Origin of the sequence: Histidinibacterium aquaticum (assembly GCF_008710275.1) — a bacterium.
GTDB classification, from domain to species: domain Bacteria; phylum Pseudomonadota; class Alphaproteobacteria; order Rhodobacterales; family Rhodobacteraceae; genus Oceanicola; species Oceanicola aquaticus.
Genome location: NZ_VYQE01000003.1, coordinates 448,653 through 467,778 on the forward strand (window position 1 = coordinate 448,653; position 19,126 = coordinate 467,778).

At 69.2% G+C, this 19,126-nt stretch carries 18 protein-coding genes; 11 read left to right on the forward strand and 7 right to left on the reverse strand.

Features of this window, described 5'->3' with window-relative positions:
- The first annotated feature begins 98 nt into the window (after positions 1 to 98).
- The 3 genes from F3S47_RS11655 to F3S47_RS11665 are packed head-to-tail and all read left to right on the forward strand — an operon-like array spanning position 99 to position 6,126.
- Positions 99 to 3,389 (forward strand): chemotaxis protein CheB, encoded by a 3,291-nt coding sequence (locus F3S47_RS11655; RefSeq protein ID WP_150445431.1) that lies wholly within the window; start codon positions 99 to 101, stop codon positions 3,387 to 3,389.
- A gap of 59 nt (positions 3,390 to 3,448) precedes the next feature.
- Entirely contained in the window at positions 3,449 to 4,684 is a 1,236-nt protein-coding gene (locus tag F3S47_RS11660) for a putative DNA modification/repair radical SAM protein (protein ID WP_150445653.1), read from the forward strand.
- On the forward strand, positions 4,684 to 6,126 hold the full coding sequence (locus F3S47_RS11665) for a UdgX family uracil-DNA binding protein (RefSeq protein ID WP_150445432.1): 1,443 nt from the start codon (positions 4,684 to 4,686) through the stop codon (positions 6,124 to 6,126). Before F3S47_RS11660 ends, F3S47_RS11665 begins: the two co-directional genes overlap by 1 nt.
- 38 nt (positions 6,127 to 6,164) lie before the next feature.
- Here the strand turns inward: F3S47_RS11665 and F3S47_RS11670 are convergent, their stop codons facing one another.
- The gene (locus F3S47_RS11670; RefSeq protein ID WP_150445433.1) at positions 6,165 to 6,623 is read right to left on the reverse strand and encodes a GNAT family N-acetyltransferase; all 459 of its coding nucleotides are present in this window, start codon (positions 6,621 to 6,623) and stop codon (positions 6,165 to 6,167) included.
- 25 nt (positions 6,624 to 6,648) lie between these two features.
- Positions 6,649 to 7,743, reverse strand: coding sequence for a redox-regulated ATPase YchF (ychF, locus tag F3S47_RS11675; protein WP_150445434.1), 1,095 nt, complete (start codon positions 7,741 to 7,743; stop codon positions 6,649 to 6,651).
- Between the two features lie 132 nt (positions 7,744 to 7,875).
- Between ychF and F3S47_RS11680 the strand changes: the two genes are divergently transcribed.
- The 4 genes from F3S47_RS11680 (at position 7,876) to F3S47_RS11695 (ending at position 10,963) form a co-directional block, all read left to right on the forward strand.
- Positions 7,876 to 8,532, forward strand: coding sequence for an SDR family NAD(P)-dependent oxidoreductase (locus tag F3S47_RS11680; RefSeq protein ID WP_191090167.1), 657 nt, complete (start codon positions 7,876 to 7,878; stop codon positions 8,530 to 8,532).
- 53 nt (positions 8,533 to 8,585) lie between these two features.
- On the forward strand, positions 8,586 to 9,005 hold the full coding sequence (locus F3S47_RS11685) for a VOC family protein (RefSeq protein ID WP_150445436.1): 420 nt from the start codon (positions 8,586 to 8,588) through the stop codon (positions 9,003 to 9,005).
- Positions 9,006 to 9,078: 73 nt separating this feature from the next.
- Entirely contained in the window at positions 9,079 to 9,870 is a 792-nt protein-coding gene (gene trpA / locus F3S47_RS11690) for a tryptophan synthase subunit alpha (RefSeq protein ID WP_150445437.1), read from the forward strand.
- A gap of 67 nt (positions 9,871 to 9,937) precedes the next feature.
- On the forward strand, positions 9,938 to 10,963 hold the full coding sequence (locus tag F3S47_RS11695; RefSeq protein ID WP_150445438.1) for an aldo/keto reductase: 1,026 nt from the start codon (positions 9,938 to 9,940) through the stop codon (positions 10,961 to 10,963).
- 221 nt (positions 10,964 to 11,184) lie between these two features.
- Here the strand turns inward: F3S47_RS11695 and gndA are convergent, their stop codons facing one another.
- The 3 genes from gndA to irrA form a co-directional block, all read right to left on the reverse strand.
- Positions 11,185 to 12,582: an NADP-dependent phosphogluconate dehydrogenase gene (gndA, locus tag F3S47_RS11700; RefSeq protein WP_150445439.1), complete on the reverse strand. Its 1,398-nt coding sequence runs from the start codon at positions 12,580 to 12,582 to the stop codon at positions 11,185 to 11,187.
- A 16-nt stretch (positions 12,583 to 12,598) separates the two neighbouring features.
- Positions 12,599 to 13,336, reverse strand: a complete 738-nt coding sequence (gene trmB / locus F3S47_RS11705) for a tRNA (guanine(46)-N(7))-methyltransferase TrmB (protein ID WP_150445440.1) — start codon at positions 13,334 to 13,336, stop codon at positions 12,599 to 12,601.
- 116 nt (positions 13,337 to 13,452) lie between these two features.
- Positions 13,453 to 13,875: an iron response transcriptional regulator IrrA gene (gene irrA / locus F3S47_RS11710; RefSeq protein WP_150445441.1), complete on the reverse strand. Its 423-nt coding sequence runs from the start codon at positions 13,873 to 13,875 to the stop codon at positions 13,453 to 13,455.
- 188 nt (positions 13,876 to 14,063) lie between these two features.
- Between irrA and fabA the strand changes: the two genes are divergently transcribed.
- The 4 genes from fabA (at position 14,064) to F3S47_RS11730 (ending at position 17,396) form a co-directional block, all read left to right on the forward strand.
- A complete protein-coding gene (fabA, locus tag F3S47_RS11715; protein WP_150445442.1) occupies positions 14,064 to 14,573 on the forward strand; it encodes a bifunctional 3-hydroxydecanoyl-ACP dehydratase/trans-2-decenoyl-ACP isomerase in 510 nt (169 codons plus the stop codon).
- 37 nt (positions 14,574 to 14,610) lie between these two features.
- Positions 14,611 to 15,261 (forward strand): pyridoxamine 5'-phosphate oxidase family protein, encoded by a 651-nt coding sequence (locus F3S47_RS11720; RefSeq protein WP_150445443.1) that lies wholly within the window; start codon positions 14,611 to 14,613, stop codon positions 15,259 to 15,261.
- Positions 15,262 to 15,357: 96 nt separating this feature from the next.
- Positions 15,358 to 16,587 carry a beta-ketoacyl-ACP synthase I gene (gene fabB, locus F3S47_RS11725; RefSeq protein WP_150445444.1) on the forward strand — a complete coding sequence of 410 codons (1,230 nt, stop codon included), beginning with the start codon at positions 15,358 to 15,360 and terminating at the stop codon, positions 16,585 to 16,587.
- A gap of 17 nt (positions 16,588 to 16,604) precedes the next feature.
- On the forward strand, positions 16,605 to 17,396 hold the full coding sequence (locus tag F3S47_RS11730; protein ID WP_396279996.1) for an enoyl-ACP reductase: 792 nt from the start codon (positions 16,605 to 16,607) through the stop codon (positions 17,394 to 17,396).
- A gap of 28 nt (positions 17,397 to 17,424) precedes the next feature.
- Here the strand turns inward: F3S47_RS11730 and F3S47_RS11735 are convergent, their stop codons facing one another.
- Together F3S47_RS11735 and F3S47_RS11740 are read right to left on the reverse strand one after the other, a co-directional pair.
- Positions 17,425 to 18,561, reverse strand: coding sequence for an MFS transporter (locus F3S47_RS11735; protein ID WP_150445446.1), 1,137 nt, complete (start codon positions 18,559 to 18,561; stop codon positions 17,425 to 17,427).
- Positions 18,562 to 18,661: 100 nt separating this feature from the next.
- On the reverse strand, positions 18,662 to 19,096 hold the full coding sequence (locus tag F3S47_RS11740) for an FKBP-type peptidyl-prolyl cis-trans isomerase (protein WP_150445447.1): 435 nt from the start codon (positions 19,094 to 19,096) through the stop codon (positions 18,662 to 18,664).
- Between the last annotated feature and the right edge of the window lie 30 nt (positions 19,097 to 19,126).

Genomic DNA, 19,126 nt, shown 5'->3' on the forward strand with positions numbered 1-19,126 from the left:
AAAATAGACTATATTTGCTCTGGCACTCGCATAAGATGTTGTGCCTAGGCTAAAGTGATACCGTCCCTCAATTGCCTTCAGGACATGGTCGGCATGGCATGAACGACTCGCCGGATACCACAGGCCCCACACCGGCCTCTTCTCCCTCATCCCCCTTGCGTCTCGTCGGCGTCGCGGCCTCCGCCGGTGGCCTCGAAGCATTGTCGCTCCTGGTGCAGAACCTGCCCGGCAAGGCGAATGCCGCCTACATCGTCGCGCAGCACATGTCGCCCACGCACAAGAGCCTGCTCACCTCCCTCCTGTCGCACGAGACGCGTTTGCCGGCCGTGGAGATCGACGGCGACGTCGCGCCTGAACCGGACACGATCTATGTCGCCCCGCCCAACTGGGACGTCGTGGTCGAGGACGGGATGATCCGGCTCAAGCGTCCCTCGAGCCATCCGGCCACGCCCAAGCCCTCCGCCGACCGACTGTTCCAGTCGCTGGCCGAGGAGGCGCGCGAGGCCGCCGTGGGGATCGTCCTCTCCGGCACAGGAAGCGACGGCAGCTACGGCGTGAAATCGCTGCGCGAGGCGGGCGGGATCACCATCGCCCAGTCGCGGGAAACGGCGAAGTACGACGGGATGCCCGCCTCCGCCGTCGCCACCGGCTGCATCGATCTCTCCCTCAGCCCCCAGCAGATCGGCGAGCACCTGCAGCGCATCCTCGACCGTGCCGGCGACGTCGAAACCCTGCAGAAACTGGACGTGGCCGGAGGAGAGCTTTCCGAGCTGCTGCAGATCCTGCGCGCCAAGACCCGCGTCGACTTCAGCGACTACAAGGTGAACACGGTGAAACGGCGCATCCTGCGGCGCATGACGGCGCTGGGGATCGAGGAGTACGAGGACTACGTCGACCACTGCAGGCGGCAGGAGGAGGAGGTCGACATCCTGTTCCGCGACCTCCTGATCTCGGTCACCCGCTTCTTCCGCGATCCGGAGCAGTTCGAGCACCTGGCCCGAGAGATAGAGCGCCTCGTCGAACGCGCGGGCGACCGCATCATCCGGGTCTGGGTCGCGGGCTGTGCCACCGGCGAAGAGGCCTACACCATCGCGATCCTGTTGGCCGAGGCGCTCGGGGGACTGGAGGAACTGACGAAGGAGCGCGTCCAGATCTTCGCGACCGACATCGACGAGCGGGCGCTCGAGGTCGCAAGCCGCGGCGAATACCCCGTCAACGCGACGCAGGACATCCCCGAACGCCTGGCCGACCGCTATTTCGACGTCGATGGCAACACGATGCGGGTGAAGCGGCCGCTGCGGGCGGTGACGCTCTTCTCCCGGCACAACATCTTCCAGGACCCGCCGTTCATCCACCTCGATCTCATCAGCCTGCGGAACCTGCTCATCTACTTCAACGCGCCCCTGCAGGAGAAGGTGCTGAGCCGGATGCTCTACGCGCTCGCGCCGAGCGGGCTGCTGTTCCTCGGGACGGCCGAAAGCGTCGCCAACCTCGACGTGCGTCTCGAAGCACGGACCGGCGCGGACCGGGTCTTCGCCAAGCGCAGCGGCGTGGCGGCCACCCAGGCCTCTTTCCTCACCGGATCGGCGACGCTGCCGACGCGACAGCGAAACCGGGAGGCCGTGAGCGCCGAGGTGGAGGAGAACGCCCTCCGCTACGAACAGCTCGTGCGGTCGGTCGCGCCGACCGGCTTCTTCGCCACGCGGCAGGGGCGGATCGTGCGGATCCTGGGCGACATCTCTCCCTACATCGAGATCACAGAGAAGGGGGCGCTCTCGCTCAACACGCGCATGCTGCGGCGGCCCTTTCGGGACGAGGCGACCAGCCTGACAGCCCTGACGCTCAAGCAGCGCGTCCGCCGGGCCGGGCGCTGGCACGAGTTCGAGCCGGGGACCGGCGACAATCGCGTCCAGCTGGAGTGCTTTCCGGTCCCCAACCAGAGCGGCGGCGAGGACCTGGTCCTCTTCTCCATCGTGACCCGCCTGGACCAGCCGGTTGAGAGAAACGTCGAGGGCCTGAGCGAGACCGAACAGCGCGACTACATCACCCGGCTGGAGAACGAACTCGCCCGCACGCGGGACGCGCTGCAGCAGACGGTGGAGCAGCTGCAGACCTCGAACGAGGAGCTCCAGTCCGTCAACGAGGAGATGCAATCCACCAACGAGGAACTCCAAGCCACGAACGAGGAGCTGGAAACCTCGAACGAGGAGCTGCAGTCGACCAACGAGGAGCTCATTACCGTCAACGAGGAGATGCAGGTCAGCGCGGCGGAGCTCCAGAGCGTGAGCACTGAGCTTCTCGCCATCCTCGCCGCCTCGCCCTACGTCCTGCTCGTCGTCGATACCGCGCTCATCGTGCGCCGCGCCTCCGACCGGGCCAAGACCTTCTGCGGGATCGAGGACCTGCCGCCCTCGGGAGTTCACCTGGGCGCCTGTCGGCTGCCCGAGGGCTTTCCGAACCTGGTCGAGCTGGCCTCCGAAGTCCTGCGCACCCGAGAGCAGATCACCTGCCCCGCCGAGGCGAGCGACAGCATCTACGGCTTGACCGTAACCCCCTACTTCGACTCGCTCGGGTTCCTGATGGGACTGACGATCTCGACGCTGGAATTCGACTCCCGCCCGTTCCGCGCCACCGCGGAGCGCATGTGGCAGCTCGCGGGCATCGCCTACTGGCGGCTAAACATGCGCACCCGGGCGCTGACATTCTCGCCGGGGGTTAGCGAGATATACGGCATCCCGCCGAACGAGGCGGCGCCCTCCGTCGAGGAGGCGATCAACTACTACCATCCCGACGACCGGGAGCGCGTGAACGCGGCCCTGAACCGCTGCCTCGACACCGGCGAGGCCTTCACCTTCGAGGCCCGTCTCATGCCCCGCGGGGGCGGCGTGCGTCATGTCCAGTCCGCCGGCGCGCTGGTGCGGGACGCGGCCGGGGAGCCGAGCTTCGTCGTCGGCGGCTTCCAGGATGTCAGCGCCCGGATCCAGAACCGCGTGCTCATCCGCAACCTGGAAGAGGTGCAGGACGACTTCGGCATCGGCTCCTTCTCCTACGACGTGGAGAACCGACGCGCCTACTGGACCCGCGGCTTCTACCGGCTGCTCGGCTTCGACCCGGAGAGGGACGAACCGACCCTCGACTCCTCGCTCATGCGAGTTCACCGCGAGGACCGCGAGCGGGTGGACTCCGCCCACCGGGCGACGGTCGAGACCGGCGAGCCCTTCGCCGTGACCTGCCGCATCCTCGATCGCGAGGACGAGACGATCTGGTGCGACTTCCGCGGCCGCGCGCGCCTCAACGACCAGAACGCCGTGAGTCATGTCTACGGCAGCCTGCGGCCCCTCTCCGAGGACGAGATCCGCCACCACCTGGAGCAAGCGGACGGCGACTGACCGCGCCGCGATGTCGCGGGGCCTTGCGCGGGCAGCGACAAGAACATTACATGAACATCATGGCTCGTCTCACCCTCGACCGAAAGCTCGCGATCCTCTCCGACGCCGCCCGCTACGACGCCTCCTGCGCATCCTCGGGCACGTCCCGACGCGACTCGCGGGACGGAAAGGGGCTCGGCTCGACCGAGGGTTCGGGGATCTGCCACGCCTACGCGCCGGACGGCCGCTGCATCAGCCTGCTCAAGATCCTGATGACGAACTTCTGCATCTACGACTGCGCCTACTGCGTGAACCGCGTGAGCTCCAACGTCGAGCGGGCGCGCTTCTCCGTCGACGAGGTCGTGACCCTCACGCTGGAGTTCTACCGCCGCAACTACATCGAGGGGCTGTTCCTTTCCTCCGGAATCATCCGCTCGCCGGACGACACCATGGCCGACATGGTCCGCATCGCGAAGCGCCTCAGGGAAGAGGAGCACTTCCGCGGCTACATCCACCTCAAGACCATCCCCGATGCCGCGCAGGAGCTGATCGACGAGGCCGGCCTCTACGCCGACCGCCTCTCGATCAACGTCGAGCTTCCGACCGACGCCAGCGTGCGCACCTACGCGCCGGAAAAGGACCCCGCCACCATCCGCCGCGCCATGGGCGGCGTGCGCCAGCAGCGCGAGGCCCGGAAAGAGCCCAGTCACCGCGGCAAGCGCCCGCCCTGCTACGCCCCCGCCGGCCAGTCCACGCAGATGATCGTCGGCGCCGACGGCGCGACCGATGCCACGATCCTCGGCAATGCCACCCGGCTCTACGGCGACTACCAGCTCAAGCGGGTCTACTACTCCGCCTTCTCGCCGATCCCCGACGCCACGGCCGCCCTGCCCCTCATCAAGCCGCCGCTCGCACGCGAACACCGGCTCTACCAGGCCGACTGGCTGCTGCGCTTCTACGGCTTCGGCGTGGACGAGATCACCTCCGCCCGGCCCGACGGCAACCTCGACCTCGATCTCGACCCCAAGCTCGCCTGGGCCCTTCGCAACCGCCACCTTTTCCCGGTCGAGGTGAACCGCGCCGACCGCGAGACCCTGCTGCGGGTGCCGGGCTTCGGCACCAAGACCGTGACCCGCATCCTCGCCACCCGCCGCCATCGCAGCCTGCGCTACGACGACCTCCGCCGCATGGGCGCCTCGCTGAAGAAGGCCGCGCCCTTCGTCACACTGCTGGACTGGACGCCCGGCGGGCTGACCGACTCCGCCGCCCTGCGCGCCCGCTTCGCGCCCCCGCCCGAGCAGCTGCAGCTCCTCTGATGTACCAGGTCACCCTGCCCCGCATCGGCACCGCCACCGCCTGGCGCGACGCCGTCCGCGCCGCCCTCGCGGCCCAGGTGCCGCCCGAACGGATCGCCTGGCACCATGGCACCGCCGCCGACAGCCTCTTCGAGGGCGCGCCCCTGCCGCCCTGCGACCGCCCGGTGAAGGTCTCCCGCGCCTTCGTGGAGCTGGCCGATACCGTCATCTGGCACGCGGACCCCGAACGGTTCTCCCGCCTCTACATCCTGCTTCGCCGCCTGCGCACGCAGCCCGGCCTGCTCTCCGACCGCGCCGATCCGCAGGTCGCGAAGCTCCGACAGATGGAGAAGGCCGTTCGCCGCTGCCAGCACAAGATGAAGGCCTTCGTCCGCTTTCGCGACCTGCGCCCCGTCGGCCCGGACGGCGGGCCCGCCCCCCGGCGCAGCTTCGCCGCCTGGTTCGAGCCCACGCATTACACGCTGGAGCCCACGGCCCCCTTCTTCGCCCGCCGCTTCGCCGACATGGACTGGGTCATCGCCACGCCCGACGCGACCGCGGTTTTCGAGAACGGCACGCTCTCGTTCCGCGAGGGCGCCCCGCGCCCCGACCTGCCGGAGGACGCCGCCGAGGAACTCTGGGGCACCTACTTCCGCAACATCTTCAATCCCGCCCGGGTGAAAGTCCGCGCCATGACCTCCGAGATGCCGCGCAAGTACTGGAAGAACATGCCGGAGACGCGCCACATCCCGGAGCTGCTGGCGACGGCCGAGGCCCGTACCCGCGAGATGGCGGAGGCCGCGCCGACCCTCGCCCCCGCCCGCGCGGCGCGGGTCCGGGACCGTCTCGCCGCCCCGCGCGTTGAGGCGCGCATGACCTGGGACGACCTCGCCACACGCGCCGCGGAGGAAAACCGCGAGACCCCCGAGGGCTACGGTCGGCTCGTCCTCGGCGAAGGCCCGCCCGACGCGCGGCTCATGGTCGTCGGCGAACAGCCCGGCGACGTCGAGGACCGCGAGGGTCGCCCCTTCGTCGGCCCCGCCGGGCAGCTCTTCGACCGCTGCCTCGCTCAGGCCGGGATCGACCGTGGCGAAACCTATGTCACCAACGCCGTGAAGCGCTTCAAATTCACCGTGAAAGGCAAGCGGCGCATCCACCAGTCCCCCGACCGCGCCGACATCGAACACGCTCGCTGGTGGATCACCCGCGAGATCGAACTGCTGAAGCCCGCCCTGGTCCTCGGCCTCGGCGGCACCGCCGCGGAGACGCTCACCGGCACCCGCGCCGGCATCCTGAAGCGCCGCGGCACCGTGGAGGACACGCGCTACGGCCCGGTCTTCCTGACCGTCCACCCGAGCTTCATCCTGCGCGTGCGCGAGGCCGACCGGAAGGTCGAGGAGGAAAGGCGCTTCGTCGCCGACCTCGAGGCCGCGCGCACCAGGCTGGACCAGCTCGCCGCCTGAGCCCGCCGACGTCGCGCGCCGCGCGGAGGAGGCTGCGCTCAGTCCAGGTCCTTGCGCATCGTGGCCATGCCGCCGCGCCGCGACAGCTCCTCGAAACCGGCAGAGAGATAGGCCGCATGGGCCGGCGCGTTGTCCGTCTCGACCTTGAGCGTCACCGTCAGCGCCTGCAGCCCCCGCGCCGCCTCCTCGACCCGCTCGGTCACCAGGGCCCCTGCCCCGCCGCGGACGCTTTCGTCGAGAAAGACATAGGTCAGGTGCCGCACCTCCGGCCCGACACCGACGCGCAGGGCGAAGAACCCGACCTCGCGGCCGGTCTCGTCCACGAGGTAGAACGAGGCGTCGTCGGCCTCGTTCAGCCACTTCTCCTGCCACTCCAGCGGATCGAAGGGATGCTTGGCGCTCGGGTTGACCAGCGCCAGGTCCTCGGGGTCCGACAGCATCTCCGCGAGCGGTGCGAGGTCGCGCTCGGGATTGGCCCTGAGTTGCAGATCGCTCATCGTCGCCTCCCTCGGGGGCTCGCGTTCAGCTGTGCAGGAAGTGCAGCACGTCCCCGTCCTTGACCGTGTAGGCCTTGCCCTCGGCGCGCATCTTCCCGGCCTCCTTGGCCGCCTGCTCGCCGCCCAGCTCGACGAAATCGTCGTAGGCGATGGTCTCGGCCCGGATGAAGCCCTTCTCGAAATCGCCGTGGATCACGCCGGCCGCCTGCGGCGCGAGCGTGCCCTCCGGGATGGTCCAGGCGCGGGCTTCCTTCGGCCCCACGGTGAAGTAGGTCTGAAGGTGCAGCAGCCCGTAGCCCGCCTTGATCAGGCGATCGAGCCCGGGCTCCTCCAGCCCCATCTCCGAGAGGAACATCTCCGCTTCCTCCGCCTCGAGCTGGCTGATCTCCTCCTCGATCTTGGCGGAGATCACGACATGCGCATTGCCTTCGGCAGCGGCCATCTCGGCGACGCGAGCCGACTGTGCATTGCCCTCGGCCGCGTTCTCTTCCTCGACGTTGCAGACGTAGAGCACCGGCTTCGTGGTCAGCAGCTGGAGCATCCGCCAGGCCTTCATGTCCTCGGCATCCACCTCGACCAGGCGCGCGGGCTTGCCGGCCTCCAGCATCGCCTGGGCCTCTTTCAGAAGCCGCTCCTGCTGCACCGCCTCCTTGTCGCCGCCCCGCACCTTGCGGACGATGTTCTGCAACCGCCGCTCGATGCTCTCGAGGTCGGCCAGCATCAGCTCCGTCTCGATGGTCTCGGCGTCGGCCACCGGATCGACCCGGTTCTCGACGTGCGTGACGTCATCGTCCTCGAAGCAGCGCAGCACGTGGGCGATGGCATCGACCTCGCGGATGTTTGCCAGGAACTGGTTGCCCAGCCCCTCGCCCTTCGACGCGCCCTTCACCAGGCCCGCGATGTCCACGAAGGTCATCCGCGTCGGGATCACCTGCGCCGACTTCGCGATCTCCGCCAGCCGCGCCAGCCGCGCGTCCGGCACCGCCACCTCGCCCACGTTGGGCTCGATGGTGCAGAACGGAAAGTTCGCCGCCTGCGCCGCGGCGGTGCGCGTGAGCGCGTTGAACAGGGTGGACTTGCCCACGTTCGGCAGCCCGACGATCCCCATGCGAAAGCCCATGTGCGTGCCTCCATGCAAAGCCGCGCACCGCTTACGGGCGGCGGCGGCGCGGTGCAAGGGCGCTCCCGCGACGTTGACCCCGCGCCGGACCGGCCCATCTTGCGCAGCCACCGACCGCAGGAGGCACAGCCCATGCCCGATCTCGCCATCGTCGTCGGCGCCGGTCCCGGACTGGGCGCCGCGCTCTGCCGCCGCTTCGCCCGCGGCGGCTGCACCCTGGCCCCCGTGGCCCGCGACACCGCGCGCCTCGCCGAGCTCTGCGCCCAGATCGAGGAGAGCGGTGGCACGGCCCGCCCCTTCGCGGCGGACGTCGCCGATTTCGCCAGCCTCACCACGGCGATCCGGTCCGCCTCCGACTGGGCCGGCCCGCCGGGCGTCCTGATCTACAACGTCAGCCGCTTCGTCCCGAAATCGCCGCTGGAGCTCACGCCCGAGGAGCTCGACACCGAGCTGCGCGTCTCCGCCACCGCCGCCCTCGCCGCGACCCAGGCCGCGCTGCCGCTGATGCCCGACGGCGGCACCGTGCTCTGGACCGGCAGCGGCACCGCCCTGCGCCCGCAGGCCGGAAAGGGCTCGCCCTCGCTCGCCGCCGGCAAGTCCGCGATGCGCGGCCTCGCGCTCGCCTCCGCCGAGGCCTTTCACGAGCGCGGCCTGAACTTCCGCACCATCACCATCAATGGCGCCATCAAGGAGGGCACGCCCTTCGCGCCCGACAAGATCGCCGAGGCCTTCTGGGAGGCGCATGCCTCTCCGGACTGGCAGCCCGAGATCGTCTTCGAAGGCCGCTGACGCCGGGACATCGACATGCGATACTCCGACCGATGCCAGCCCGGAGAGAGCCCATGCCCCCGCCCAGCCCGATTCCCTACCTGACCTTCCAGAACGGCACCTGCGAGGAGGCCTTCACCGCCTACGCCCGGATCTTCGGGGCCGCGCCGCCCATGTTCATGCGCGTCTCCGACACGCCCGAGGGCGAGTGGCCCGAGGACAAGATGGGCTGGATCATGCACGGCCACCTCACCCTGGGCGAAAGCGCGATCTACGGCTCGGACGACATCGAGGGCGGCACGCCGCCCATGCAGGGCGTCTCGATCATGATGGAGCTGCCCACCGCCGCCGAGGGCAAGACGGTCTACGACGCGCTCGCCGAGGGCGGCGAGATCCGCATGGCCTACGAGCCGACCTTCTGGTCCCCCGGCTTCGGCACCCTCACCGACCGCTGGGGCATCCGCTGGATGATCTCCACGACCGAAGAGCCCTGAGCCCCGCCCCATTGATCTTCCCCGCGCTCTGCCGCACACCATCGCGAGCGCGCGGGCAAGAGGGACGAGGGACATGACACGCATCGACGCGAAATTCGCCGAGCTGAGGGCCGAGGGCCGCAAGGCCTTCGTGGCCTACATCATGGCGGGCGACCCGGACCCGGAAGCCTCTCTCGCGGTCCTCAAGGGGATGCCCGGGGCCGGCGTCGACGTGATCGAGCTCGGCGTGCCCTTCACCGATCCCATGGCCGACGGCCCCACCATCCAGCTCGCGGGCCAGCGCGCGCTGGAGGGCGGCCAGACCCTGCGCAAGACCCTCGACATGGTGCGCGAACTCCGCCGCGAGGACGACACGACCCCGGTCGTACTCATGGGCTACTACAACCCGATCTACTCCATGGGCGTCGACCGCTTCCTGGAGGAGGCGAACGAGGCCGGCGTGGATGGGCTCATCGTGGTGGACCTGCCCCCCGAAGAGGACGACGAGCTCTGCCTGCCCGCCAGCCGCGCCGGCATGAACTTCATCCGCCTCGCCACGCCCACCACGGACGACAAGCGCCTGCCCAAGGTGCTCGAGAACACCTCGGGCTTCGTTTATTACGTCTCGATCACCGGCATCACCGGCTCCGCCTCGGCCGAGGCCGGCGACGTCGGCCCCGAGGTCGCCCGCATCAAGGCGCAGACCGACCTGCCCGTCATCGTGGGCTTCGGCATCAAGACGCCCGAGGCCGCCCAGGCCATCGCGGGCGTCGCCGACGGCGCCGTCGTGGGTTCGGCCATCGTCGAGAAGATCGGCGCGGGCGAGCCCCCCGCCGACGTGCTCGACTTCGTGCGCAGCCTCGCCGAGGGCGCCCACCGGGCCTGAGGCCCTTGACCCCGCCCGCATCAGGCTAGGCTCCGGCCCCAACGCATCCCAGCGACGGAGCCTTCCCATGCGCATGAAACCCCTCGGCCCCAGCGGCCTCTTCGTCTCCGAGCTCTGCCTCGGCACCATGACCTTCGGCGGCGGCGACGACGACATGTGGGGCAAGATCGGCCAGCTCGAACAGGAGCAGGCCGATACCCTCGTGAAGACCGCGCTCGACGCGGGCATCAACTTCATCGACACCGCCAACGTCTACGCCGGCGGCCGCTCCGAGCGGATCCTCGGCCAGGCGCTGAAGAACCTGGGCGTCGACCGCGACGAGGTCGTCGTGGCGACCAAGGTCATGGGCGGCATGGGCGACGGGCCCAACATGCGCGGCACCTCGCGCCGCCACATCATGAGCCAGGTCCGCCAAAGCCTCGACCGGCTCCAGATGGACCATATCGACCTCTACCAGATCCACGGCTTCGACCCGGCCACGCCCATCGAGGAGACGCTCGCGGCGCTCAACACCCTCGTCGAGCACGGCCACGTCCGCTACATCGGCCTGTCGAACTGGGCCGCCTGGCAGATCGTGAAGGCCATCGGCATCACCCGCGCCCGCGACTACGCGCCGATCCTTTCGCTGCAGGCCTATTACACCCTCGTCGGCCGCGACCTGGAGCGCGAAATCGTGCCCATGCTGAAGTCCGAGGGCCTGGGCCTCATGGTCTGGTCGCCGCTCGCGGGCGGCTACCTCTCCGGGAAGTACGCCGCGGACGGCACCGGCGGCGACGGCCGCCGCGCCGAGTTCGACTTCCCGCCCGTGGATTTCGACCGTGGTGCGAAGGTGCTCGACGCGATGAAGGAGATCGCCGGGGCGAAGGGCGCGAGCATGCCGCAGATCGCCCTCGCCTGGCTGCTGCACCAGGAGGCCGTGACCTCCGTCATCGTCGGCGCCAAGCGGGTCGAGCAGCTGCAGGACAACATCGGTGCCACCGAGGTGAGCCTGAGCGAGGCCGATCTCGACCGCCTCGGCGAGGCGAGCCAGCTGCCGCCCGAGTACCCCGGCTGGATGTTCCAGGTGCAGGGCGCCGACCGCACCCGCGACTGAAACATCGAGGCCCGGTCCCGCTCTGGGGCGGGCCCGCGCCCCTCCCGGGCCGGCAAGACCTCATTAAGGTTAACGCCCCGGTGACAGGCACCGACGAAAGGGAAAAACCCCTCCCCTTCATCTAGCCCCAAATACCTCGACCCGCCCCTGGGGAAAGGGTAACGTTAACCCTTTTACCCTGCAACGTCAGCCACTTGCCTTCATGACCAACCTTGGACGGCTCAGTCCCACCAGGGCCCGTGCTGGCCGGTGTCACCGCCGATGAGGTCGAAGCCGTGGCGCCCGAAGAAATCTCTCTGGGCCTGGATCAGCTCGGTCGTCCCGCGCGCTTGCGCGAAGGTGTCGAGGAAGCCGAGCGCCGCCGTCAGCCCCGGCACGGGGTGCGCCGCGAGCGTCGCGGCGGAGACCACGCGCCGCAGGGCCGGCACGGTCTCCTTCAGCATCTCCGCGAAGGCCGGCGCGAAGACCAGCTGCCCTTGCGGGGGCTCCGAGCGGAAGGCCTGCGAGATGTCGTCGAGCAGCCGCGAGCGGATGATGCAGCCCGCCCGCCAGATCTCGGCGATCCGCGAGAAGTCGAGGTCCCAGCCGAACTCGTTCGAGGACGCCTCGAGGATCCGGAACCCCTGCGCGTAGGCCACGATCCGCCCCGCGAGCAGGGCCGCCTCGAGGTCCTCCTCGGAGAGATCGACGTCCTCGCGCACCCAGCCGAGGATATCCGCCCCGCCCTCGCGCACCGGCTTCTCGGCCGACCAGGCGCGGGCGCCCACGGCGGCCTCGATGACGCTGGCCGACTGGCCCATGCGCACCGCCTCGATCACCGTCCAGCGCCCGGTGCCCTTCTGGCCCGCCCGGTCGAGGATCGTGTCCACGAAGGGCGCTCCGCCCGCGTCCTCGACGGCCAGCACCTCTCCGGTGATCTCGACGAGGTAGCTCTGCAGCCGGCCCTCGTTCCAGCGCTTGAAGGTCTTCCCCACCTCCGACACCGGCCGGTTCAGGCCGTAGCGCATGAGGCCGTAGGTCTCGGCGATGAGCTCCATGTCGGCGTACTCGATGCCGTTGTGGACCGTCTTGACGAAATGTCCCGCCCCGTCGGGCCCGAGCCGCGCGGCGCAGGGGTCGCCCTCGAACTTGGCGGCGATCGCTTCGATCACCTCGCGCAGGCCCTCCCAGACGTCGTTCGTGCCGCCCACCATGATCGAGGGGCCGTGCCGCGCCCCGTCCTCGCCGCCGGAGACGCCCATGCCGAGGAAGGCGAGCCCCTTGGCCTCGACTTGCTTCGTCCGGCGCATGGTGTCGTTGAAGTCGGCGTTGCCGGCGTCGACGATCACGTCGCCTTTCTCCAGCACCGGCTCCAGGTCCGCGATGCAGTCGTCCACCGGCTTGCCCGCCGGCACCATCAGGATCACCGCCCGCGGCGCCGTCATGGCCTTCGCCATCTCCACCAGGCTCGCGTGGCCGGTCAGCCGCTCCGCGAGCGGGCCCGCCTCGGCCTCGAACTCCGGGACCTTGTCGTCGGAGCGGTTCGAGACATGCAGCGCGTAGCCGTTGTCGAGGATGTTGAGCGCCAGGGCGCTGCCCATGGTGCCGAGCCCGTAGAGCCCGAGGCTGGGAGTGGTCATCTTCACGTCGTCCTTCTCATCGCCCGCCATCTTCGAGCCGTCGCGGCTCCCGGCGGAAAGTCAGGTAGTGCGGCACGCGGCCCTCGCGCAGCGCTTTCTGCTCGTAGCGGGTCGAAAGCCAGTCGTCCCAGGGCTCGCGCCAGTCGCGCGGTCCCTCGGCGAGCCAGCGGAAGCCCTGCCGCGGCACTTCCTCCAGCGTCTGGCGCACGTAGTCGGGAATGTCGGTGGCGACCCGGAACTCGGCACCGTCCTTCAGCACCCGCGCCAGGGGCTCGAGATACTGAGGGGTGACGAAGCGGCGCTTCCAATGCTTCCGCTTCGGCCAGGGATCGGGATAGAGCAGGAAAGCCTTGGAGATGCTGGCCTCCGGCAGAACGTCGAAGAGATCGCGCACGTCGCCCGGATGCACGGCGAGGTTCGTGACGCCTGCGTCGCGGATCTTGCCGAGCAGCATGGCGACGCCGTTGATGTAAGGCTCGCAGCCGATGATCCCCACACCGGGAGTCGCGCCGGCCTGGTGCACCAGGTGCTCGCCCCCACCGAAGCCCACCTCGAGCCAGACGTCGCGCTCGCCGAAGAGGGCGTCGAGGTCGAGCGGGGTGCGGTCCGGGTTCTCCTCCCAGGAGACGGGGCCCGGCGAGAGCTTGCCCAGGTCCTCGTCGAGGTAGGCTTCCTGCGACCGGCGCAGGTGCTTGCCCTTGGTCCGGCCGTAGAAATTGCGCCAGGGCGCGCCGCTGGAATGCTCGGTCGTCATGGGGGCGCGAGGTAGCCTGACTGGGGAAGGGTCGCAAGACTCGCGGTGGCGGAGCCGGACAAGAGAAAGCCGGGCAGGATGCCCGGCCTACGGTCTCTCGGACGGCGCAAGACGCCTCAGCGGCGGCGGAGGCGGATCACCACGTCGACCTTGGAGATCTCCGCGCCTTCGGGCGCGTTCGGCAGACGCGAAATCTCGAGCTGGTCGGCGGGGGCGTCGGTCAGCTCCATCCGGTCCTCCCAGAAGAAGTGCGGATGGTCGCTCATGTTGGTGTCGAAGTAGCTCTTGGAGCCGTCGACCACGACCTCGCGGACGAGTCCCGCGTCGCAGAAGGCCTTGAGCGTGTTGTACACCGTCGCCAGCGAGACCTTCTCCCCGGCACGGCTCGCGGCCTCGAACAGGCTCTCGGCGGTGACATGCCGGTCTTGCCCGTCGCCCACCAGAAGGGCGGCCAGCGCGATGCGCTGGCGGGTCGGGCGCAGGCCAGCTTCGGCCAGCCAGGCCTCTCCGCGTTCCTGAATCGGCGGTGCGTCGTGCATGGATGTGCCTCTCTCTCGCTGACACAATATGGCGAATTGCGACCGGTTTTCAATGCACAGGGGCCTCCGGCACCGCGCGCCGTGCCGCCCTTGCCACGTTCGGCGCCGGAGTGATATGGCGGCGCGGAACAGGTGGCCGGGTCCCGGTCCGCCGCAAAAGCCTTTTGGCATAGGGAGAGCGAGAGAGCATGGCCGAGTACCCCACCAGTTTCGACAGGGACGACCTGCTGAAATGCGCGCGCGGAGAGCTCTTCGGCCCGGGCAACGCCCAGCTTCCCGAGCCGCCCATGCTCATGGTCGACCGCGTCACCGACATCTCGGGCGACGGCGGGCCCAACGGCAAGGGCCACGTCGTGGCCGAGTTCGACATCAAGCCCGACCTCTGGTTCTTCGAGTGCCACTTTCCCGGCAACCCGATCATGCCCGGCTGCCTGGGGCTCGATGGGCTCTGGCAGCTCACCGGCTTCAACCTCGGCTGGCGCGGCTGGCAGGGCCGAGGCTATGCCCTCGGCGTCGGAGAGGTGAAGCTGACCGGCATGGTCCGCCCCGACCGGAAGAAGCTCACCTACTACGTCGACTTCTCCAAGGCCGTGCAGAGCCGGCGCCTGACCATGGGCGTGGCCGACGGCCGGGTCGAGGCCGACGGCGAGGTGATCTACCAGGTCAAGGACATGAAGGTCGCGCTGTCCGAAAGCTGAGGCGATCGGCCGGCGCCGCCTTCGGAAAGGGCACCGAGTGACGGGTTATTCCATCGATCCCGCGCACCTCGTCGAGACCGAGGAGGACCTGCGGGCGCTCTTCGGCGAAGCTCACGGGATCGCCCTGAAGAAGAGCCAGACGGCGCTCGACCGGCACGCGCGGGAGTTCATCGAGCGCGCGCCGTTCCTGTGCCTGGCCACCCAGAACGCCACAGGAGACGCCGACGTCAGCCCCCGCGGCGACCCGCCCGGTTTCGTCAGGATCCTCGACGACCGGACCCTCGCGATCCCGGACCGGCCCGGGAACAACCGGCTCGACAGCCTGTCGAACATCGTCGCCAACCCGAGTGTCGGCCTGCTCTTCATCGTGCCGGGCTTCGACGACACGCTGCGCGTGAACGGACGCGCGCGGCTCGTGACAGACCCGGAGATCCTCGCGCCGATGGCCGTGAACGGCCGGGTGCCGAAGCTCGCCATCGTGGTCGAGATCACCGAGCTCTTCATGCATTGCGCCAAGGCCTTCCGCCGGTCGAACCTCTGGGATCCCGACCAATTCCAGGACCGCCGGTCGATGGCCTCGCTGCCACGGATCATCCACGACCAGACCTCCGCCCCGCCCAAGGAGGAGGGCGAGTTCGAGCGGATGGATCAGGATCTAGAGGCCGAATACCGCAGAACCCTCTACTGACGGGGGGTCGGGGCCCGGCCACCCCAACCGGTCTATCGGCTTGCCCCACCGCCCCCCTCTGCCATACACACGAGCCGACCAAGCAAAGGAGCGTCCATGCGCCGTGTCGTCGTCACCGGTCTGGGGATCGTCTCCCCCATCGGAAACAACGCAGCCGAAGTCACCGAGGCGCTTCGCGCCGGCCGCTCGGGTATCGAGGCGGTCGAGGAGATGAAGGAGCACGGCTTCCGCTCCCAGATCGCCGGGACGCCCAAGATCGACGTGACCGAACACGTCGACAAGCGGACCCTGCGATTCATGGGGCCCGGTGCGGCCTATGCCTACATCTCCATGCAGCAGGCCATCGCCGACGCCGGTCTGTCGGAGGACGAGGTCTCGAACCCCTCCACCGGCCTGATCGCCGGCTCCGGCGGGCCCTCGACCAGCGCGATGTTCGCCGCGCACCAGACCGTGCTCAAGAGCGGCAGCCCCAAGCGCATCGGCCCCTTCGCGGTGCCGAAGTGCATGAGCTCCACGATCTCGGCCAACCTCTCGACCGCCTTCCGGATCAAGGGGATCAATTATTCCATCACCTCGGCCTGCTCGACCTCGCTGCATTGCATCGGCAACGCGGCGGAGCAGATCATGATGGGCAAGCAGGACGTCATGTTCGCCGGTGGCGGCGAGGAACTCGACTGGACCCTGTCCTGTCTCTTCGACGCCATGGGCGCGATGTCCTCCAAGTTCAACGACACGCCGACCAAGGCCTCCCGCGCCTTCGACGCGGCGCGTGACGGCTTCGTCATCGCGGGCGGCGGCGGCATGGTGGTGCTCGAGGACTACGAGCGCGCCAAGGCCCGGGGTGCCAAGATCTACGCCGAGGTCACCGGCTTCGCCGCGACCTCCGACGGTCACGACATGGTCGCCCCCTCCGGTGAGGGCGGCGAGCGGGCCATGCGGCTCGCGCTCAAGACCCTGCCCGAGGACCGCAAGGTCAGCTACATCAACGCCCACGGCACCTCGACGCCCGTCGGCGACGTGGGCGAGGTCGAGGCGGTTCGCCGTGTCTTCGGCAAGGGCGAGACGCCGCCGATCAGCTCCACCAAGTCGATGACGGGCCACTCGCAGGGCGCGACCGGCGCGCAGGAGGCGGTCTACTGCCTGCTTATGCTGCAGGACGACTTCATCACGCCCTCGATCAACGTGGAGACCCTCGACCCCGCGCTCTCGCCAGAGGAGATCGCCACGGAGACGGTCGAAGACGCGGGGCTCGATACCGTCATGACCAACAGCTTCGGGTTCGGCGGCACGAACGGCTCCATGCTCCTGTCGAAGCTGAGGGAGTAGGACCGGTGGTACTCAACATGCAGGGCAAGCGCGGCGTCGTCATGGGCGTCGCCAACGACCGCTCCATCGCCTGGGGCATCGCGAAGGCCCTGCACGAGGCCGGCGCCGACCTCGCCTTCACCTACCAGGGCGAACAGCTGAAAAAGCGGGTCGAGCCGCTCTGCGCCTCGATCGGCTGCGACTTCCTCGTCGAGGCCGACGTCACCGACGACGCCAAGATGGACGAGGCCTTTGCCGAGGTGAAAGAGCGCTTCGGGACGATCGACTTTCTCGTCCACGCCATCGCCTATTCCGACAAGGCCGAGATCTCGGGCCGCTTCTCGGACACCACGCGGGGCAACTTCCTGAACTCGCTCAACATCTCCTGCTACAGCTTCATCGACGCATCGCGCCGGGCGGCGGAGCTCATGCCCGATGGCGGCTCCATCGTGACGCTGACTTACATGGGGTCGCGGTCGGTCATCCCGTTCTACAACGTAATGGGCGTGGCGAAGGCTGCCCTGGAAGCCGCGACTCGCTACCTCGCCAACGACCTCGGTCCGCAGAAGATCCGCGTGAACGCGATCTCCCCGGGGCCGATGAAGACGCTGGCCGGCGCGGCGGTGGGCGGCGCCCGCCGCACCTTCAAGCACGCCGAGACCAACTCGCCGCTCCGCGCGAACGCGACGCTTGCCGCCGTTGGCGGCACGGCGGTCTGGCTCTGTTCGGATGGGGGGGCCTGCACGACGGGCGAGATCGTCCACGTCGACGGCGGCTACCATGTCCTCGGCATGCCGCGTCCGGAAGAGATGCCCTCGGCCAACGACTGAAGGCGCGCCGACGCCTCTCAACGTCCGTTTACTTGCGCGCCCCCGTGAGCACGGGGGCGAAGGCCCAGGCCAGCAGGGCCAGTGGCAGGAAGGCCGCCATCGCCACCCGGAATCCGGCGACCTCGGCCAGCGCCCCGAAGGCGGGCGGGCCAACGAAGCTCAGGACCGTCGAGATCAGCGCGAAGGCGGCCATCGTCTCCGCCGCCGGTCGTCCGGGTTGCTGCGCCGCGGCCGAGAAGCCGAGCGGCACCGCCACGCAGATGCCGAGCCCCAGGACCGCGAAGCCCAGCAGAGCGACCCAGGCGGCGGGCGCCAGCACGATGATCCCCAGCCCGGCCGCGGTCAGCAGCGCCATGCCCCGGCCGACCCAGAGCGCACCCCGCCGGGCGACCACCCGGTCGGCCAGGAAGCGGCCCAGCGTCAGCGTTCCGATCACCGCCGGGAGCGCGAGCGCCGCCAGCGCCTCGCGCACGCCGAGCGCATCGCGCAGGTAGATCACGCCCCAGCTCCGGGCGACCCCCTCCATCACGATCCCCGCCGCCGCGAAGCCGCCGATGGCGAGCGCTGCCCGCCCCGGTATCGCGAAGCGCTTCTGCTTGCCTGAACCGTCGCGGGAGGGACTCTCGGTCAGGGAGCGGAGGACCAACAGCGCCCCGCCCGCCTCGAGAACCGCGAGGCCGGTGAAGTGCACGGCCGGAGCCACGCCCAACTCGATCAGGCCGGCCGAGACCAGCGAGGCGGCGAGAAAGCCGATCCCCCACCAGCCGTGGCAGCGGTTCATCACGCGCGTCGCGCTCCGCGCCTCATAGCGGTCGGCCTCGAGGTTGATCGCGAGATTGCCCAGCGCCAGCCCCAGCCCGAAGACGAAGAGGGCGAGGCAAAGCGCGGAGAACCCGGGGGAAAGGGCCACGCCGACCGTCAGGGCCGCGAAAACGGGCAAGCCGCCGAGCATCAAGAGGCGGGGACCAAGCTTTTCGACCAACGGCGCTACGGCGAAATTGCCCAGGATGACGCCCGCGGGCAGCGCCATGAGCGCGAGCCCGAAGAGCGCCTCGGTCAGCCCCAGCGCGGCCTGGATCTCGGGGAGACGGGCATAGAGCGTTCCGACGGTGATGCCATGCAGCGCGAAAGCCGCCATCACGCGATGCGCGTCCGTCAGTCTCATTCGGCACGCCCTCCGGACACGAAAGCGCCCGGCCCCCAACGGGACCGGGCGGCGAATTCGTCCGAGTCCTACGCGCCGAAAAGCTTCGGCGCCAGAGGTCTCAGGCGTCCTTCACTTCGACCAGCTCGATATCGAAGTTCAGGTCCTTGCCCGCGAGCGGATGGTTCGCGTCGAGCGTGACCTCGGTGTCGCTCGCCTCGACCACCGTGACAGGCACGACCTGGCCCTGGGGCGTCTGCATCTGCAGGCGCGTGCCGGGATCGACCGGAACGTCTTCCGGGATCTGGTCGCGGGCGATGGACTGGCGGGCGGAGGGGTCGGGCTCGCCGTAGGCTTCGGCGCAGGGAACGGCCACCGTCTTGGTCTCGCCGACTTCCATACCGGGAAGCGCCTTGTCGAGGCCGGGGATGATCTGGCCCGATCCGACTTCGAACTCCAGCGGCTCGCGGCCGTGGGAGCTGTCGAATGTCTCGCCGTCCTGAAGGGTACCGGTGTAATGAATGCGGACAGTGTCGCCGGTCTTGACCTGCGTCATGGGGTGTCTCCGTGCGTCTGGGAAAAATGA

Bases quoted from the DNA above. Each gene is read 5' to 3' on its own strand.
- trpA (WP_150445437.1), top strand. From the start codon at position 9,079: ATGACACGCATCGACGCGAAATTCGCCGAGCTGAGGGCCGAGGGCCGC.
- F3S47_RS11655 (WP_150445431.1), top strand. From the start codon at position 99: ATGAACGACTCGCCGGATACCACAGGCCCCACACCGGCCTCTTCTCCC.
- F3S47_RS11735 (WP_150445446.1), bottom strand. From the start codon at position 18,561: ATGAGACTGACGGACGCGCATCGCGTGATGGCGGCTTTCGCGCTGCAT.
- F3S47_RS11665 (WP_150445432.1), top strand. From the start codon at position 4,684: ATGTACCAGGTCACCCTGCCCCGCATCGGCACCGCCACCGCCTGGCGC.
- F3S47_RS11680 (WP_191090167.1), top strand. From the start codon at position 7,876: ATGCCCGATCTCGCCATCGTCGTCGGCGCCGGTCCCGGACTGGGCGCC.
- F3S47_RS11730 (WP_396279996.1), top strand. From the start codon at position 16,605: ATGCAGGGCAAGCGCGGCGTCGTCATGGGCGTCGCCAACGACCGCTCC.
- F3S47_RS11740 (WP_150445447.1), bottom strand. From the start codon at position 19,096: ATGACGCAGGTCAAGACCGGCGACACTGTCCGCATTCATTACACCGGT.
- fabB (WP_150445444.1), top strand. From the start codon at position 15,358: ATGCGCCGTGTCGTCGTCACCGGTCTGGGGATCGTCTCCCCCATCGGA.
- gndA (WP_150445439.1), bottom strand. From the start codon at position 12,582: ATGACCACTCCCAGCCTCGGGCTCTACGGGCTCGGCACCATGGGCAGC.
- F3S47_RS11685 (WP_150445436.1), top strand. From the start codon at position 8,586: ATGCCCCCGCCCAGCCCGATTCCCTACCTGACCTTCCAGAACGGCACC.
- F3S47_RS11670 (WP_150445433.1), bottom strand. From the start codon at position 6,623: ATGAGCGATCTGCAACTCAGGGCCAATCCCGAGCGCGACCTCGCACCG.
- fabA (WP_150445442.1), top strand. From the start codon at position 14,064: ATGGCCGAGTACCCCACCAGTTTCGACAGGGACGACCTGCTGAAATGC.
- ychF (WP_150445434.1), bottom strand. From the start codon at position 7,743: ATGGGCTTTCGCATGGGGATCGTCGGGCTGCCGAACGTGGGCAAGTCC.
- trmB (WP_150445440.1), bottom strand. From the start codon at position 13,336: ATGACGACCGAGCATTCCAGCGGCGCGCCCTGGCGCAATTTCTACGGC.
- irrA (WP_150445441.1), bottom strand. From the start codon at position 13,875: ATGCACGACGCACCGCCGATTCAGGAACGCGGAGAGGCCTGGCTGGCC.
- F3S47_RS11660 (WP_150445653.1), top strand. From the start codon at position 3,449: ATGGCTCGTCTCACCCTCGACCGAAAGCTCGCGATCCTCTCCGACGCC.
- F3S47_RS11695 (WP_150445438.1), top strand. From the start codon at position 9,938: ATGCGCATGAAACCCCTCGGCCCCAGCGGCCTCTTCGTCTCCGAGCTC.